This is a genomic window from Sorangium sp. So ce375, assembly GCF_051473855.1.
GTDB lineage: Bacteria > Myxococcota_A > Polyangia > Polyangiales > Polyangiaceae > Sorangium.
Genome location: NZ_CP150335.1, coordinates 4867255 through 4884801, shown reverse-complemented (window position 1 = coordinate 4884801; position 17547 = coordinate 4867255). Strand labels below are relative to the sequence as shown.

The 17547-nt window shown below is 70.8% G+C and carries 9 protein-coding genes; 1 reads left to right on the top strand and 8 read right to left on the bottom strand.

Annotated features, from left to right (window positions below; all coding sequences use genetic code 11):
* Nucleotides 1–90: 90 nt before the first annotated feature.
* The 6 genes from WME90_RS18125 to WME90_RS18100 form a co-directional block, all read right to left on the bottom strand.
* Nucleotides 91–1023 (bottom strand): AraC family transcriptional regulator, encoded by a 933-nt coding sequence (locus tag WME90_RS18125; RefSeq protein ID WP_437282401.1) that lies wholly within the window; start codon nt 1021–1023, stop codon nt 91–93.
* A gap of 77 nt (nt 1024–1100) precedes the next feature.
* Nucleotides 1101–7181 carry an AAA family ATPase gene (locus WME90_RS18120; RefSeq protein ID WP_437282400.1) on the bottom strand — a complete coding sequence of 2027 codons (6081 nt, stop codon included), beginning with the start codon at nt 7179–7181 and terminating at the stop codon, nt 1101–1103.
* A 367-nt stretch (nt 7182–7548) separates the two neighbouring features.
* Nucleotides 7549–9417: a serine/threonine-protein kinase gene (locus WME90_RS18115; RefSeq protein ID WP_437282399.1), complete on the bottom strand. Its 1869-nt coding sequence runs from the start codon at nt 9415–9417 to the stop codon at nt 7549–7551.
* 270 nt (nt 9418–9687) lie between these two features.
* Complete coding sequence (locus tag WME90_RS18110; RefSeq protein WP_437282398.1) at nt 9688–10005, bottom strand: Rieske (2Fe-2S) protein; 318 nt, start codon at nt 10003–10005, stop codon at nt 9688–9690.
* Nucleotides 10006–10016: 11 nt separating this feature from the next.
* A complete protein-coding gene (gene nirB / locus WME90_RS18105) occupies nt 10017–12461 on the bottom strand; it encodes a nitrite reductase large subunit NirB (RefSeq protein WP_437282397.1) in 2445 nt (814 codons plus the stop codon).
* 3 nt (nt 12462–12464) lie between these two features.
* Nucleotides 12465–12809 (bottom strand): hypothetical protein, encoded by a 345-nt coding sequence (locus tag WME90_RS18100; protein ID WP_012236117.1) that lies wholly within the window; start codon nt 12807–12809, stop codon nt 12465–12467.
* Between the two features lie 161 nt (nt 12810–12970).
* Here WME90_RS18100 and WME90_RS18095 point away from each other — a divergent pair, with 161 nt between their 5' ends.
* Complete coding sequence (locus WME90_RS18095) at nt 12971–14539, top strand: GMC family oxidoreductase (protein WP_437282396.1); 1569 nt, start codon at nt 12971–12973, stop codon at nt 14537–14539.
* 1151 nt (nt 14540–15690) lie between these two features.
* Here WME90_RS18095 and WME90_RS18090 read toward each other — a convergent pair.
* Together WME90_RS18090 and WME90_RS18085 are read right to left on the bottom strand one after the other, a co-directional pair.
* Nucleotides 15691–16077 carry a hypothetical protein gene (locus tag WME90_RS18090; protein WP_437282395.1) on the bottom strand — a complete coding sequence of 129 codons (387 nt, stop codon included), beginning with the start codon at nt 16075–16077 and terminating at the stop codon, nt 15691–15693.
* A gap of 487 nt (nt 16078–16564) precedes the next feature.
* Entirely contained in the window at nt 16565–17266 is a 702-nt protein-coding gene (locus tag WME90_RS18085) for a hypothetical protein (RefSeq protein WP_437282394.1), read from the bottom strand.
* Nucleotides 17267–17547: the final 281 nt, after the last annotated feature.

The following is a 17547-nucleotide window of genomic DNA, read 5'->3' as shown; positions in this document are numbered from 1 at the left end:
CCGGGCCATCCGGTCACGAGGCACCGTACGGCCGGGAGGGCCCACATCGCATCTCCGGGGCTGCGGATGAGTTCTCCTGGATTGCTGCGGTCAGCGGCGCGGCCGCACCTTGAACCAGAGCTCGAGGTCCACGCGGCCGTCTCTCGGCTCGTCCGTGACGTAGCGCTCGTGGGAGGTGAAGTCGTCGGGCGAGAGGGTGCTCTCCCTGAACCAGCACGAATAGATGCTGCGGTAGGCCTCCTGAACGCCGGTCACCTCGCCGGTATAGCGGAAGACGGCGTAGCGGCCCTCGCTCATCCGGCCGCGAAAGAGCGGGGGCGGCAGCGGGACCGTGGGCGGACAGGGCACGCAGGCGTGGTATCGACAGAGCTCGGGGGCCGTGATCTGCGGGCTGTCGTGCGGCACGCCCCAGGCATCCACGGCGTCTTCGCAGATCCCGAGCTGCCGAGCGGCGGCGATGAGCTCCGACCAGAGGCGCTCGAGCAGGGAGAGGTCGTATCCGCCCGGACCGGCGAGGCACGCGAAGTCGAGCCCGCTCGTGGTCTCGAAGCGGACGCGAGCGCTCCACGCCGCCGCCTCGCGGCGCCGCTCGTCACTCCCGCGCTCGGGTGGGAGCGTGTAGAGCTCCTCCGGGCGAAAGTCCTTCCCGTAGAGCGACGTCAGCTTGCCAAGCGCGACGGGGAGGCCGCGCTCCGGATTCCGCACCTGCGACGGGCTGCACCCGAAGTGCGCCGCGAACGCCTTCGAGAAGTTCGACGCGGACGAGTACCCCGACGAGAGCGCCACATCCATGATGCTGCGATCCGGCTCGTACGCGAGCCGCAGCGCCGACTGCTCGAGCCGCCTCCGCGTGATGAACCGCCCGATCGGCTCGCCGACCGCCGCGTGGAAGACCCGGTGGAAATGGAACTCGCTGAGGCGCGCCGCGCGCGCGACGTCCGCGACCGTGATGGGCCTCTCGAGGTTCGCGGCGATGAAGCGGAGCGCGCGCTCGATCTCGGGCCGGTGGGCAGACTCCGTCACGAGGGCCTCCGCGAGGCGGCGGCCGCGACGGCGAGCGGCGTGCCCGGAGCGCGCGGGCTTTCGGCGAACCGCATGCCCTACCCTACGACGGATCCGGCCGGCGGGGCGCTCTCCGGTGGGCTCAGCGGCAGCTCCACCACGAACGTCGCGCCCGCGCCCGGCTTGCTCTCCACCCGGATGGAGCCGCCGTGCGACGCCACGATCGCGCGAGCGATGTAGAGCCCGAGGCCGAGGCCGCCGAAGTTGCGTACCGACACCGCGCGCTCGAAGCGCTCGAAGATCCTGCCCTGATCGGCCTCCGCGATCCCGATCCCCTCATCCCGGACCACGAGCAGCGCGCGATCGGCCTGCCGCCGCACGCCGATGTGGATGGGCCTGCCTGCGCCGTACTTCATCGCGTTCGACAGGAGGTTGATGACGACCTGCTCCAGGCGATCCGGATCCCAGTGCCCGACCACGGGCGCCCCCAGATCCAGCTGCGTCCGGCAGTCGGACGCCGCGAGCTGCGGGCGCATCCGGTCGACGACCTCGCCCGCCAGCGCCGCCAGATCGACAGGCGCCCGCGCGAGCGCCAGCCGCCCGGCGTGCAGCCTCGTGACGTCGAGCAGCTCGTCCACGAGTCGCCCGAGCCGCGACGTCTGGCGGCCGAGGATCTGGACCATCGCCTCGATCCGCGCCGCGGGGACGTCCGCGAGCGAGCGGCGGCGCAGCAGCCGCTCGAAGCTCTGCGCCTGCATCTGCAGCGAGGTCAGCGGGGTCTTGAGCTCGTGAGAGGCGACGACGAGGAACTCGTCCCGCCGCTGGATCGCCTCCCGGGCCTCTGTGTACAGGCGGGCGTTGTCGAGCACGAGCGCCGCGCGGCGCCCCAGCTCCTCGGCCAGCCGCAGGTCGGCGGGGCCGTAGCGGCGCTCGGGCGCGGTCGCCAGCAGGGTCATGAGGCCGAAGTACCGATCGCGCGCGAGCAGCGGGACCCGCAGGAACGCGTGGACGCCGAGCTGCTCCCACGGGGGCCTGACCCGCGGGTCGAGCGAATGCACCTGCTGCACGAGCGGCGCGGCGCGGCCCTCTTCGCCCTCGGATCCGGCCGGCGACGCCCCTGCCAGAGCGCGCAGCGCGTCCATCAGCGCTCCCAGCTGCTCGCCGGGCACCCCCGCGACGGCCGTCGGGCCCGGCGTCCTGTCCTCCGAGAGCACCTCGACGACACACTGATCCGAGAGCTCCGGCACCGGGAGCTGCGCCACGTTCTCGAAGGTCGCGCTGTAGCCCAGCGTCATCAGCTTGCGGCTCGCCTCGGCCAGGAACCGCTCGGCCTGCTCGGCCCGCTTGCGCTCGGTGATGTCGGTGGAGATGCCGCAGAGCACGCCGGGCATGACCCGCTCGCCGAGAGGGAATTTGATCGACAGGAACGTGTGCAGCCCGTCCTCCAGCGGCACCGTCTCCTCCCACTCCATCGGCGCCCCCGCCTCGAGCACCTTGCGCTCGTGCTCGCGGACCATCTCGGCGACGGGAGCAGGGAAGAGGTCGGCGTCGGTCCTCCCGAGGAGCTGCTCGCTCGGCATGCCGAGGAGGGCGCCTACCTGCCGGTTGGCGAGCAGGAACCGGCCCTCGTGATCCTTGACGAAGACGCTCGCCGCCGAGTTGTCGACGATGGCCTGGAGCATCTCCTGATTGGCCTCGAGCGCCTGTTCCGCCCGCCGCCGCTCGGCGTTCTCCTGCTCCACCTCGGTATAGAGCATCGCGTTCTCCAGCGAGATCGCCGACTGCGAGGCGAGCAGCTCGACGACGCTGAGCCGCCCGGGGGTGAACGCCCCTGTGGCGAGGTTGTTCTCCAGATAGAGCAGGCCGATGAGCCGGGCCTGGCCCACGATCGGGAGGCACAGCACCGATCTCGGGCGCTTGCGCCGGAAATACTCATCCTCCATGAACGGGTGCCGGGCGGCGGCGTCGTCGAGCAGCACGCGCTCGTGGCTCCGGCGAACATAGTTGAGGACGGACTGCGGCAGCGCAGCCGAAGGCGCCTCCCCCGCGTCGAGCAGCCGTACCGCGCCCCCCGGCGTCTCGAGCGCCGCGATCCACAGCTGCTCATCCCGGATCAGGAGGACACTGCCCTCCTCGGCGCCCGCGTGCTCGACCACGATGCGAAGCAGCATCTCGAGGAGCCGCGAGAGCTTGAGCTCGCCAGAGATGCTCTGCGCGGCCTTCACCACCGACAGGACGTCGAACTGCTCGGCCCGTACGGCGAAGGTGGCGGTGGGGGCGATCGGCTTGTGCGGGGCGAGGTGCGGATGGCGCCGATCGAGCTGCTCCACCTTGGCGTGGGCGCCCCAGCGGAAATAGGCGGCGCGGGCGTTTCGCAGGTAGCTGTCGGCGGGCATCGAGAGGCCGCGCGCCCGGTAGAACTCCGCGGCGAGCTCGCAGGCGATGGCCTCGTGCTGGACGAAGCCGCCCTCGCGCGCCGCCGCGATGGCCTGCTCGTAGAGCCGGCTGGCCTCCGGCTCGCGCCCCAGGAGCCGGGCGATCTCGGCGCGGACCAGGGCGTGTTTGTGAAGGAAGTTGTCGGGGCCGCTCGTGGCCCACTCGCCGAGCTGCCTCTCGCACTCGATTAGCCCCTCGGGGAGCACCCACAGCGGGGATGGCTGCGCCTCATGCGCGCCGTGCGCGTCGTCGCAGACGGCCGCGAGCGCGAGCGCGCGATAATAGAAGCTCTCGGCGATGAGCGCGTGCGGACCGACCCTGGGCGGGTGCTCGGCGATAGCGCGGGTCGCCGCCGCGAGCGCCTCTCGGGGAGAGCCGAGCACGAAGAGCGCCTGCGCCTTCAAGCTGTAATAGAAGTCGCGCGCCGTCTCCAGCTCCCCACCCTCCTCCAGCCGCGCCTCGAACGCCGGCGGATCCAGCTCGGACCCGTCCGGCATCGAGAGGCGGACCGGCCTCCCGCGCAGCGTCTGGATCATGGCGTAGCCGCCGAGGAGGGCGTTATGCGCGAACCCGTAGCCGACCCCGCGCACGAAGCCGAGGCGCTCTTCGACCTCGTGGAGCACGTCCTCCAGAAGCTCGCCAGAGAGCAGCGGGAACAGCGCGGCCCAGATGCAGTTGAGGCACGCGTTGTTCAGATTACCGGACTCGACCGCGGCGCTGAAACCGTCGCGCGTGTACGAATACGTCTCTCGGTAGTGGCGTGTCCAGAAGATGACATAGTGTCCGAAGAGGATGACCACCACCGATTTCGTGGTGAGGAGGCCGCTCCTGTCCGCCACGTCGTGGCCGAGCCTGCCGAACAGGTAAGCCTCCTGATATCGCCCGAACCTCGAGCTGATCACCATCGCGAAGGCGGCGTACGCGACAGCGGAGTGCTCGGCGTTGCCGTGGCGCAGGCTGAGCTTGACCATGCGCATGACGACGAGGTTGTACAGGTTCGGATCCACGAAGAACGCAGGCAGGGACACGCTCTGCAGCACGCCCATCGTGGTCTTGATCTCCGGGTGTGTCATGGGGGGCAGGCGGATCAGGTCCTCGATGGCCCGATCTCCCAGGGCCTGCCAGACGCTCTCGGTCTCCTTCTCGATCTGCGCGTCGGTGGGGTGGAGCGGCAGATCCACGTCGCACGCGCGGAGGCAGGAGAGCCCGATCTCCACCGCGCGCGCGTATTGCCCGCGGGTGACGTTCAGCGCGGCGACGATCTCGACGACGGCGGCCGTCTCGTGCCGGGTCGTCGCGCGATCCATGAGCTCTTCCAGGCGCCGCTCGGCTTCCTCGAAGCTGCCGGTGATGTACGCGATGTGCGCGCGCTCGAAGCTCAGGCCGTAGGTCAGCTCGTGACGTGTCTCCCACGAGGCCGGCGCGAGCAGGGAGAGGCCGGCCGCGAAGAGCGTGGCGGCGGACTGGAAGGCCGCGGCCGCCTTGGCCTTCCTGCCGGCGCGGAGGTTCAGCGCGGCGACCTCGTCCCGCTCCGCCTGGGAACGCACGAGCGCTGCGCCGCGGTTGAGGTGGCCGACGACGTCGAAGAGCGCGTCGTCGCGCTCCTCGGCGCGTTGCGCCCTGAGGAGCAGCCGCCCGATCCCCAGGTGCATCTCGGCGCGCTGTCCCGCCGGGATGAGCGAGTACGCGGCTTGCTGCACCCGGTCATGGAGGAATCGATAGCCGTCCTCCCGGCGGAGGAGCAGCCCCTCCCCCACGGCCTCCTCGAGCGCGTCGCCGAGCTCCGCCGCCGGACGGCCCGCGACCACCGCGAGCGTGTCGAGCTCCACGCTGCTGCCGAGGCACGCGGCGAGCGTGAGGGCGTCCCGCGTCGGCCCCGAGAGCCGCTTCAGCTTGCCCGTCATCAGCTCGACGACGTTATCTGTGAACTCCTTGTCCCGGATCGCGGCGATGTCCCACCGCCACCCGCCCTCCTCCGCGTCGAAGGTGATGAGCCCCTCCTGGTGCAGCGCGATAAGGAACTGGAGCACGAAGAACGGATTGCCGCCGGTCTTCTCATAAACAAGCCGAGAGAGCGGCTCGGCCTGCGCTTCGGGCGCGTGCGGCGCGTGGACCGTCTCGGCGACGAGCGCCCCGACATGGGTGGCCGAGAGCGGCTCGAGGACGAGCTCGGAGACGGCGGCGCCGCGCTTCCGCGCCTCGGCCAGCGTGACCCGCAGCGGGTGCGCGGGGCCGATCTCGTTGTCGCGGTACGCGCCGATCAAGAGGAGGTGCTCGGACCCGGCGTAGGTGGCGAGCTGCTCGAGCAGCTGGAGGCTCCCCGCGTCGGCCCACTGCAGATCGTCGAGGAAGAGCGCCACGGGGTGGTCCTTCTGGGCGCACGCCGAGACGAAGCGCTGGAGCGTCGCGTGCAGCCGGCTCTGGGCCTCGGCCGGCGGCAGCTCGGGCACGGGCGGCTGAGGGCCGAGGAGCAGCGTGAGCTCGGGGAGCACGTCGGCGAGCAGCGTGCCGTTCTGGCCGAGGGCCTCCCGGAAACGCTGTCTCCAGCGCTCGACCTGCTCCTCGCTCGCGCGGAGGATCTCCTGAAAGAGCGCCCGGAACGCCTGATGGAAAGCGCGGTAGGGGACGTCCCTCGCGGCGTGATCGAACTTGCCGGACAGGAAGAAGCCCCGCTCCCTCACCACCGGCCGCTGCAGCTCCGCGACGAGCGACGATTTGCCGATGCCCGAGTAGCCCGACACGAGCACGAGCTCCGGCCGGCCCTGCGCCACCACCCGCTCGAACACGGCGAGCAGCGCCTCCACCTCGCGCTCGCGCCCGTACAGCCGCTGCGGCACCTGGAACCGGTCCGAGAGGTCGCGCTGACCGAGCGCGAAGGGCGGAATGGCGCCGCTCGCCCGCCACCTCGCGAAGGCCTCGTCCAGATCGTGCCGCAGGCCGGCCGCGCTCTGGTAACGCTCCTCGGCGGCCTTGGAGAGCAGCTTGAGCACGAGCTCCGACAGGAGCGGGGGAATCGAGGAGACGAGCGCGTGCGGCGGGGCCGGCTTCTGCGCGATATGGCAATAGATCCACGCGACCGGATCGCCGGCCTGGAACGGCAAGGTGCCCGTCAGCATCTCGTAGAAGACGACGCCCAGGGAGTAGAGATCGGTCCGCTCGTCGACCCAGCGGTTCATTCGGCCCGTCTGCTCCGGGGCCATGTAGGCCAGGGTCCCCTCGATGAGCCCGATGTGCTCGAGGTGCTGGAGCTCGCGGGGTATCCGGGACGCAATCCCCAGGTCGGTGATCTTCACCTCGCCGGTGGCGGGGTTGAGGAGCACGTTCTGAGGCTTGATGTCCTTGTGGACGACGTCGTGCCGGTGCAGCCCGGCGAGCGCCTCGACCACGCGGATGGCGAGGGGGAAGAAGCGCTCGAGCGGCATCGGCCCTCTCTGGAGCCGATCGAGCGACACGCCGCCGAAATCCTCCAGGACCAGCGCCGGCCGATCGCCGAGCAGGTCGAGCCCATAGGGCATGACGACGGCCGTTGTGTCGAGCGCCCGGGCGACCTCGTATTCGTGGCGCAGCCGCTCGGGGGCGCGAGAGCTCGCGTGGTCGCGCCGGAGGACCTTGAGCACCACGGGACGGCCGTCGTCCTCGCGTACAGCCCGGTAAAGGACGGTGTCCGAACCCTCGTAGAGGACCTCGATGACGGCGTAACGGGACGAAGGCCCGTGATCGGACGAGACGGGATTGGTGCCCACGGGAGCCCTGATGCGGGTGACGCGCGGCACATGCTGCCATGGTCGGCGCGCGTCGCCAGCGCTTCGACCGGGCGGGGCCGCGGGACATCATCCTTCCTTTTCCGCGCCCCCCGGCGCGCTCCACGCCCCACGCCGGGCCCCGACCCGAGCGCCCTCACGAGGGAGACGGCCGCCGCGCCGACGGTCGGCGACCGCAGGGGTAAACAGGAGCGCGTCCGTCCCGTGTGTCTCCCGAACAGACACGAAGAGCTTTTGCGGCGGAGAGAGCCCTGGTCCTCTTTCTCGGATCCCATGACCCACTTGCCGGCACCGAACACACCGCTTTGCGACCTCGCATTGCCGGCGCGTCACCGGCACACCAGCGTCATCAGCGGCGCACCAGCGTCTCGGTCCCCTCCAGCGTCCCGCCCAGGGTCGCCCATCGCCCCGCGAGCTGCCGGCCGCCGATCGCATAGCTGACGACGCCGACCTGCTGGCTCGGCGACCAGCCGACGACGAGCTGATCGCCCGAGCGGATGCCCACGCCCTTCAGCGCGCCGGTGCTCAGCGCCCACGTCACGGCGTACGTCTCGCCCGCGGGCGCTATCACGACCGTGCCCTTGCGAGCGCCGCCGACGATCCGGTAGCTGCCGATCAGCCCTTCAGGGCCCTCCAGCTCCTCGGCCATCACCTGGCCAGGTCGATCCGCGGCGATCCACTGCCCGTGGAGGCGGCCGCCGTCGATGCGGTAGGCGGCCGCGCCGTACGGGCCGCCGCTCGCCCATCCCACGGCGAGCGTCTGCCCCTGCACGAACGCGAGCCCCTCGTAGCCCGCTCCCTTCGTGATGATCCAGGCGATGCGGTACGTATCGCCGCTCCGGGACAGGAGAACGTTGCCCGTGTAGCTGCCCTGCCCGCCCGGGTTGCGCGACGACACGATGTCGTACGTGCCGGCCAGATCGACGTCGCTGCTCGCCGCTGGGCCCGATGGCTTGACCGGCGGCGGGGACGCCCCACCCGTGGGCGCGTCGCCGCCGTACAGCGGCGACGTCGGAGCGCCGTCGGGCGCGCGGAGGCGCTGGACGGCCAGGAAACCGCCGACCGCGAGCCCGGCGACGGCGAGCAGCCCGCCGCCGGCGATCGCGAGCAGCAGGCCCCAGGGCGCCTTGCGCGGGGGCAACGCCGGCACTGGGACGAGCGTGCCGCCGACATCGGTGCGGGAGATCCCCGGCTGGGTCGGCGCGGTGTACGGCCCGGAATGGCCGGAGTGGCCGGGATGGCCGGGATGGCCCGGCGGTGTCGGCATGGATGACACAGCCGGCAGCGGCGCGGACCTGTGGGCGGCCGCGGCGAGCACGGGATCGAGCGCCGCCATCGCCTGCGCCGCGTCGGCGAAGCGAGCGCGGACGTCGCGGGCGACGCACCGGCCGAACCAGGCGTCGAAGCCCGGGGGGATCAGGTGAGCGCAGCCGAGGTGCGCGGCGCGCGCGGACGGCGGATCCAGCGGGCCGAACAGCACCTCGCGCATGAGCGACATGACCGAGGCGCTGGGCCCACGGCTCGGCTCGGTCCAGTAGAGGCGCGCGGTGAGCAGGTAGAAGGCGAGCAGCCCGATCGCCCAGACGTCCGACGCCGGGGCCACCTGGGCGGCGAGCTCGGTCTGCTCGGGCGCCATCCAGAGCGGCGTCCCGACCGACGCGGTGACCGCCGTCGTCGCCCGCGCCTCGGCCACGATCTTCGCGACGCCGAAGTCGAGCACCTTCACCTTGAAGCGGACGTTCTGCTGCCGCGGCCGCGCGATGAAGATGTTCTCGGGCTTGAGATCGCGGTGGACGACGCCCGCGCGATGGGCCGCGCCGAGCGCGTGGCACAGCTGCCCCATCAGCTCGCGGACCTCGTCGGGCGGCAGCGCGCCGCGCTGCGCCATCACGGCCGAAAGGTCGGCCCCGTCGAGCAGCTCCATGGCCAGCCAGGGCGTCTGCGTCGCGGGATCGACCCCCGCGGCCACGACCTCCACGACGTGATCGCTCTCGATCCGCGCCCCGACCCTCGCCTCCTGCTCGAAGCGCTCGCGGAAGCGCGGGTCCTGCGCGAGCTGCGCGTGCATCAGCTTCACCGCGCGCTGCTTGCCCGTCGAGAGCTGCTCGGCGACGAAGACGGCGCCCATGCCCCCCTGGCTCAGGGGGCGAACGACGCGGAAATCGCCCCCGAGGACGGTGCCGGGGGCGAGCGGTGCGGCTGTCGTGGGGTCGACCATGACGAACGGGAACCCTCCAGGCAACGTCGCGTGACACGTGACGCGTGACGCGCTCCGGTAGCGTACCCAAAGACGCGCTATCCAGGGGCTCAGCAGAGCACCCGGCGCGGCGCACCCGAAGGCGCGCGGGCACCCCGCACGCGGGGGTAGTGGTCGAATTTGAACATGAAGGCGGGAAGGCGGGAAGAAAACCTTAATGATCTTCCCGCCTTCCCGCCTTCATGTGGACTCTCTCCGGGCAAAGTGGACCACTACCCACGCGGGCGGCGCTCAGCCCACGCCGCCCTCGATCCGCACAAGGATCTGGTTCGTCGCGCTCAGGCGGACGGGATAGGTCTTGAGCCCCTCCCCGCCGCTCAGGGCCTCTCCCGTCTCCAGGTTGAACTTCTGGGCGTGCAGCGGGCAGATGAGCGTGCAGCCGCCGAGCAGCCCGTCGACGAGCGGGCCGCCGCGGTGCGGACAGCGCGCCTGCGTGGCGAACACGCGGCCTTCGCGCGTCACGAACACCGCGATGCGCTCCGATCCGACCTCGAACGCGCGCCCCTCGCCCGGCGGGATCGCCGACAGGGGTCCAAGCGTGATCTCCATGTCGCGCCCCCTCATTGCACGATCGGCAGGACCGATCGGAACTGGTTCGTCGTCTTCGGGGAATTCGCCTCTCGCCACGGATCGCGGTACGCCTCGACCGTCTTCCGCATCTCCTCGTCGAGGCGCGCCGCGATGCCCTCGCTGTCGTCCACGACCACCGCGCGGATCTTCTGGAGGCCGACGCGCTCCACGAAGCCGTAGGTCCGCTCCAGGTACCTGGCGTTCTCGCGGTAATACTGGATGAATCGACCCATGAGCCGGAGCACGTCCTCGTGCGCGTCGACAACGCAGAGCACGTCTCCCTTGCGCACGTGGGCGCCGGCCGCGCCGCCCACGTAGATCTCCCATTGGCCGCCCTCCACCGCGACCGCGCCGACGTCCTTCACCATCGCCTCCGAGCAGTTGCGCGGACAGCCTGCGGTCGCGAGCTTCAGCTTGGCCGGCGTGTCCATGCCCTGGAAGCGCTCCTCGATCTTCAGCGCGAGCGCGATGCTGTCACCGAGGCCGTACCGGCAAAAGTCGCTCCCCACGCAGCTCTTGCACGTGCGGTACGACTTCCCGTACGCGAACCCCGAGGGCATATCGAGATCGCGCCACACGGCCGGCAGGTCCTCCTTCTTCACGCCGAGCAGGTCGATGCGCTGGCCGCCCGTCAGCTTCACGAGCGGCACGCGGTACTTGTCGACGACGTCCGCGATCCGCCGGAGCTGCGCGGCCGACGTGATGCCGCCGGCGATCTGCGGGATCACGCTGAAGGTGCCGTCCTTCTGGATGTTGGCGTGCACGCGGTCGTTGATGAAGCGGGCGTCGCGCTCGTCCTCGTAGTCGTGGTGCCATAGCGTGCGGAGCAGCGACGCCAGCCCCGGCTTGCTCCCCGGGTCCTCGTTCCCGCCGGCGAGCTCGCGGAAGACCGCGGACACCGACCTGAGCCCGCGCTCGCGGATCGCGTGGACGAGCTCGGGCTTGCTCAGCGGGACACCGGGCACGTAATAGCTCGCCGCTGGGTCCTGCTCCGCCGCGCCCCCGCACGCCCACGCCACGACCTCCGAGACGAGCTGCTTGCAGGCGCCGCAGCCCATGCCCGCGCGCGTCGCGTCCATGATCGTCCGGAGCGTCCGCTTGCCGGAGCGCACACACGCGACGAGGCCCTCCTTGCTGACGCCGTTGCAGTTGCACACCTGCATCCCCGGCGGCATCTCCTCGATCGTGGCCTGCGGCGAGGGCGCGCCGATGTCGAACAGCAGCGACAGCCGCTCTTCCGGGAGCGGTGTGCTCTTGTCGAACGCCTGCATCAGGTACGCGGCCTTGCTGACGTCGCCAAGGAGGATGCCGCCGAGCAGCCGGCCGTCGCGGATGATGAGCTTCTTGTACGTGCCCTTCTTCGGCTCGAGGAACTGCACGATCTCGTCCCGATCGTCGGCGGGCTCGGTGATGCCCATCGAGGCGAGCTGGATGCCCATGACCTTCAGCTTCGTGGCGACCTTCGAGCCGGCATAAGAGGCCTTCTCGTTGCGCTTCGTGATGTGGTCGGCCAGCACCTTGCCCTGCTCCCAGAGCGGCGCCACGAGCCCGTAGACCTGCCCCCGGTGCTGCGCGCACTCGCCGACGGCGTAGATCCTCGGGTCGTCGGGAGAGCGCATGTGGTTGTCCACGACGATCCCGCGCTCGACGGTCATCCCGGCGCGCAGGGCGATCTCCACGTTCGGCCGGATGCCCGCGGAGATCACGACGAGATCGCAGGCGAGCGCCTCGTCGTCGGCGAAGCGGAGCCCCGTCACGCGATCGTCCCCGAGCACCTCTTTCGTGCTCTTGCCGAGGTGCACCGTCACGCCGAGCTGCTCGAGCGTGGTCTTCAGCATGCCGCCCGCCGTGGCGTCGAGCTGCTGCCCCATCAGGTGGCCGCTGATGTGGACCACGTGGACGTCGAGCCCGAAGTTCTGCAGCCCGCGCGCGGCCTCGAGCCCGAGGAGCCCGCCGCCGATGACCGCGGCGCTCCGCTTGCCCCGCGCGTACTGGGCGATCTTGTGGCAGTCGTCCAGGCTGCGGAACACGAACACGCCGGGCTTCTCCCTGCCGCCCTCCAGCCGCACGCCCTGGATCGGCGGGATGTACGGCGAGCTGCCCGTCGCGATGATCAGGTTGTCATAGGGCGCCACGACCCCGTGATCGCCGGTCACCTGGCGCGAGTGCCGGTGGATGGCCCGCGCGCGCACGCCCGCGTGGAGCTGGATGCCGTTCTCGCGATACCAGGCCAGGGGGTTCAGGAAGATCTCGCTCGCGTCCTGCGAGCCGTTCAGCACCTCCGAGAGCAGGATACGGTTGTAGTTGCCATAGGGCTCGTCGCCGAAGATGGTGATCTCGAACTGGTCGGCGCCGCCGCGCGCGAGGATCTCCTCGACGGTGCGGACGCCGGCCATGCCGTTGCCGATCAACACGAGCTTTCGCTTCTTCTGCATGGCTCAGATCTCCGCCAGGCCGATGTCGATCGTCGCGAGCCCGCGCGCCCCCTCGGGCGCGCCCACGCACAGCTCGATCACGCTCTCCGGGTGGATGTCCTCGACGATCACGAGGGGCACGTGGATCGCCGCCTTGGCGCCGATCGGGAAGTAGCGCATCGGGTGGCCGTCGCGCTTGAGCAGCAGGTAGATGAGCTCGGAGGTGGAGTTTCCCGCGCGCAGGTAGATGAGCTGAGCGCGTTTGTCCCGCGGGACGGTGTACCCGACCGCCGGACGAAGGGGCACCGGCTGCTCCAGGCCCTGCCCCTCGAACGAGTAGACACCCTGTATGAACCTCGGTGTTTCCAATGTGGCCTCCCGGGCGGATCATCCGACCATCGGACGGGCGCGCGCGCCGTACGCCGCGCGCCGCGTGCGGCGCTCTGGCGCCGCAAGACGGTCATACAGCGAGGACAGTTTCGAGGGTTCGTTGCCCGGCGGCGCGATCCCGTGTAGGTCGAGTTTCCAAGGTGTTTCGATCGTCGCTGTCTTCTTCGCCCCGCCCGGCCGGCGCCGCGGAGCTCGTCGTGGTCGGGGCCGGCTCGGCGGGCGCCGTGATCGCCGCGCGGGTCACCGAGCGCGCGGATCGGGAGGTCCTGCTGCTCGAGGCCGGCCCGGACTACCCGGACCCGGAGCGCCTGCCCGCCGATCTGCGGGACGGCACCCGCAACTCGTGGCTCGCGCACGACTGGGGCTATCGCCACCGGCCGACGCCCGGGCAGATCATGTTCCTCTTCCCGCGCGGCAAGGTGGTCGGCGGCTCGTCGGCCGTGAACACGTGCATCGCGGTCCGCGGCCAGCCGTACGACTACGACGAGTGGGCCGCGCTCGGCCTGCCCGAGTGGGGATTCGACGCCTGCCTGCCCTATTTCAAGCGCCTCGAGGACGATCTCGACTTCGGCGGGCCCTGGCACGGCAAGGGCGGCCCGGTGCCGATCCGCCGCGCCCGGCGGGAGGAGCTCGTGCCGTGGCAGGCGGCGTTCGTCGACGGGTGCAGGGCGCTCGGCCACCCCGAGTGCGTGGACACGAACGATCCGCGCGCGCCCGGCGGCGTCGGGCCGCACGCGATGAACAAGATCGACGGGCAGCGCATGAGCGCGGCGCGCTGCTACCTGACCGTCGAGGTGCGCCGACGCGAGAACCTGCGGCTCCGGCCGCGCACGACGGTCCGGCGGGTGCTCGTGCGGAACCGCCGGGTCGAGGGGGTCGAGATCGAGACTGACGGTCGCGTCGAGGTCGTCGCGACGCGGAAGGTGGTGCTGAGCGCGGGCGCGATCGCGACGCCCGGGATCCTCCTGCGCAGCGGGATCGGGCCGCGGGCCGAGCTCGCGCGCCTCGGGGTCGAGCTCGTGTCCGACGTGCCCGCCGTGGGGGCGCGGCTGCTGGATCACCCGGGGGCCGCCATCGGCCTGTGGCCGCGCCGCCGCGGCCTGATCGACGTCCTGCGCCAGCCCCTCGTCCAGACGATGCTCCGCTACACGTCGCGCGGGAGCCCGTACCCGAACGACGTGATGCTCCAGCCGGGCTCGTTCTTCCCGCTGCACCCGCGCCTCACGGTGCCTGCGTTCGCGCTCGCGTGCTGCATCGGCAAGCCGCGCGGCGTCGGCCGCATCGAGCACGTGAGCGCCGACCCGCACGCGCGGCCCCGCATCGTCTCGAACCTGCTCGTCGACCGGGACGACCTGTCGCGCGCGGTCGACGCGCTGACGCTCGCGTACGAGATCGCCCGCACCGCGCCGATGCGCGAGCTCGCCTGGTTCGTGTGGCCCACGGAGCGCACGCTGATGCGGCGCGAGGCGCTCGAGCGGTGGATCACCCGGAGCTGCGGCTCGGGCTACCACCCCTGCGGTACGGCCCCGATGGGGCCCGAGGGGGACCTCTCGGCGGCCGTCGACGGGCGCGGGCGGGTCCGCGGCGTCGAGGGCCTTGTCGTCGCGGACGCGAGCATCATGCCGACCATCCCGAGCGTGAACACGAACCTGACGGCGCTGATGATCGGCGAGCGGTTCGGCGAGTGGCTCCGCGACGGCGCGGTGTAGCCGCCGCCCGGGGGCGAGGGCCCCCCTCGCCGGCCTCTCGTTCCTCTATTTCGAGGGCAGCGTCGGAATCGCGCGAAATGGCGCGCGATGTCCGGACAGCGTGATCGCGCTCTCCGGGGAGCCTTTACGCAGTGCGCGGCTTCGCCGATCCTGATGGAATGAACCTGCGTCTCGTCTCAGCGTGGGCTTTTGCTGTTAAGGAGCTGAGGCTGGCCAGGGCGCGGTGACCTGCGCGAACTCACGCCGCATCATGAGGAGAGGCTCGTGTGTACCGCGACCACGGGGAGCTGTTCGTGGTTAGATCCTGGCGGTCCGAGAAAGTGCGGCGAGCGTGTCGCGTCGACGAGGATCCGGTCCCTGTTTCCAGTCCTCCCGGAGCAGGGACCTGTAGCTCAGGAACGTGTCACCGCAGCTCCCGGTCAGACGTGTTGCCAGGGCTCCGCTCGTACACCTGCGCAGCCCACTGACCCTCCTGCGCAGCGCCGCCGCCCCTCCTGCGCAGCGCCGCCGCTCCTCCTGCGCAGCCCACTGACCCTCCTGCGCAGCGCCGCCGCCCCTCCTGCGCAGCGCCGCCGCTCCTCCTGCGCAGCCCACTGACCCTCCTGCGCAGCGCCGCCGCCCCTCCTGCGCAGCCCACGGCCCTTCCTGCGCAGCGCCGCCGCCCCTCCTGCGCAGTCCTTGCCGCCCTCCTACGCGCCCCATTTTGTGTCCTATGCAACACTTGCCCCCCTCCTGCGCAGGCCCGCCAGCCCCCGATGGCCGACCCGCTGCTCGCAGCGCGCCGCGGGCCAGCGGCTCCCCTGCGCCCGAGCGGCTCGCGCCGGGGCCGGCGCCGGCCTTCGCGTCACCGCCGTGAGGCCAGCGCCGCGAGCCTCTCGCAGAGGCGCTCGCGGATCGGGCCCTAGCGCACCGTTCACGTTGGAGTTCCGAGAAAATCAACAGAAGGGAAGAGCAACCGCAAGGGCGCGAGGGGCGCAAGGGAAGGCAAGAAAATATCTCGCCTCTGGTCCCTTGCGCCCCTTGCGCCCTTGCGGTTGCTCTCTCTCCCGCATTCGCTGCGCTGCGCTGCGCTGCGCTCGGGCTTCTTTTGCCTACACGCCAGGGAGGAGAAGCGGTAACAGGCCGACAGATATCAGGAGACTGTCATCGGCCTAGTCTGTACACTCCGGTTCGACAGGGTACCTGGTACCCGTCCATACCACCGCGTCGGGCACGTAGTAGCCATTGTCGAGCTTGTACCAGAGGTTGCTACCATACACCCAATCTCCCCTCGTGTGGCAGACGAGGGTGACCCTGGATCCGACCGGAATGGACATGGCCACCGGGCCGTTGGCGTCGGGGGTGTAGCGCAGGAAGATACGCCGAACATACCCAACCGCCAAGACGGGCACCCGGGTGAAGGCGTTCGAGGCCTCTCCGACGATCTCCTCGTTCGCCCCCGTCGCCTCGTCGCTCGATCCGGATGCCGCGATGCAGCCCATCATCCCGGTCGCGGCCGATATCGCCAGCAGCGCCGTGAATCTCCTGATGTACGTCATGTCGTCCCCCGATGTGGTGCTGATGCAATCGAGTCGAGATGGGCGCAGGACCACGCAAGCGTCATCTCGCGCCGGCGAGATGTCGCCGACACTCATCATATAAACTCCGGATCCGATCCGTCCACATGCCGCGCACACATCCGGGCGGTCGCGACCCTCGTTGTGATAGAACTCCGTGAAGTGGAGAATGGAATCGGGAAACAGAGCTGAAGGCGGAGAGCCATGACGCCCGGCGGCGCCGAGTGAAATCTCGGCGTTCGAGGACAAGGTCGTCCGAGACGCCGTGCGCGAGGTGCTGGAGGTCATCCATGGAGCATGGCGGATAGTCTCTTCTATCCAAAACTTGCGCGCGTCGACGCCGTGGAGCGGCTCGAGGTTGTTCCACACCCGCACGGCCTCGTCGTCGGACGCGGTGGCGACGCACTCGCCATCGGGGCTGAATGGCGCGGCGTCGACCGGGCACCTGGCGGGAGCTCTGCCCCGCGGATCAGCAGATCATCCCCTGGCGGCGCATCTCGGCGAGATCCTCGTCGCTCGGCAGGCGGTGCCGCCCGAGGAGCAGGTCGCCGAGCCAGAGGAGGTTGTAATTGCAGTGCATGTACCGGTGGTGCAGGTAGTGGTGGCGGGAGATGAAGCGCACGTAGCGCGTGCCGAGCAGCCACCGCATCGGCCGGGACGCGCGGGCCATGGCCTCGGCCCGCGGCATGTGCAGGTACGGGTGGAGGACGAGCGACGACAGCGGATAGACCACGAGCGGTAGCAGGGCGCCGACGAAGACGAGCGCCGGGAGGAAGATCGCGTACAGCGCGAAGAACGGCAGCACGGGGGCGGCGAACGCGAGGATCCCCAGGCCGGCCAGCGAGACGCCGTATTGCTCCCGGATCATCCGCCGGTCGCCCTGGGTCTCGACGATCCAGCGATCCAGCCGCTCCTGCTCCTCGCGGCTCTGGAACTGCCGCACGTGACTCTCACGGTAGGTCTTGCCGTGATGCACGACGGTGTGACTCGTATAGGCGCGCAAGAGGGGGCGGCCCGGGCGGCCGAGCCGCTTCGCCGCGCGGCGGACCTTGACGCTCGCGTGCAGCGCGTTCCGGTGGAGGAACGACTCCGCCATGGAGACGGTGAGATAACCGAGCACGACGCCCGTCACGATCTGAACAGCCCCTGGTGTCATGGCCACGGGATTCATGGGTAGGCTCCTCCGCGCAGACCTGCGGTCTGCAAGGGACGCTGACGCGGCCGGCCAGCAGCGCGGCCGCGATGCCGTCGTTTATGCCGGCTGCTGCATGGCAACCGCGGTGCCAGCCAGCTGCGGCGCGACGCCGCCCGTCCGGCGCCGCTCTTCGGCGTCCGGAGCCCTCACGCCGCGCGGCGCGGGCGCTCCTCCCATGGAGGCCGCAGCCCCCAGCTGGAGGCTGCTCCCTTTACCCCGGCTGGTCGGCCGGTCGCATCGACCGCCGGCAGCGCGGC

What these genes read in the sequence shown, in the direction of transcription:
- WME90_RS18085 (WP_437282394.1), bottom strand. Translation starts at nt 17,266, where the DNA reads ATGAATCCCGTGGCCATGACACCAGGGGCTGTTCAGATCGTGACGGGC.
- WME90_RS18090 (WP_437282395.1), bottom strand. Translation starts at nt 16,077, where the DNA reads ATGACGTACATCAGGAGATTCACGGCGCTGCTGGCGATATCGGCCGCG.
- nirB (WP_437282397.1), bottom strand. Translation starts at nt 12,461, where the DNA reads ATGCAGAAGAAGCGAAAGCTCGTGTTGATCGGCAACGGCATGGCCGGC.
- WME90_RS18110 (WP_437282398.1), bottom strand. Translation starts at nt 10,005, where the DNA reads ATGGAGATCACGCTTGGACCCCTGTCGGCGATCCCGCCGGGCGAGGGG.
- WME90_RS18115 (WP_437282399.1), bottom strand. Translation starts at nt 9,417, where the DNA reads ATGGTCGACCCCACGACAGCCGCACCGCTCGCCCCCGGCACCGTCCTC.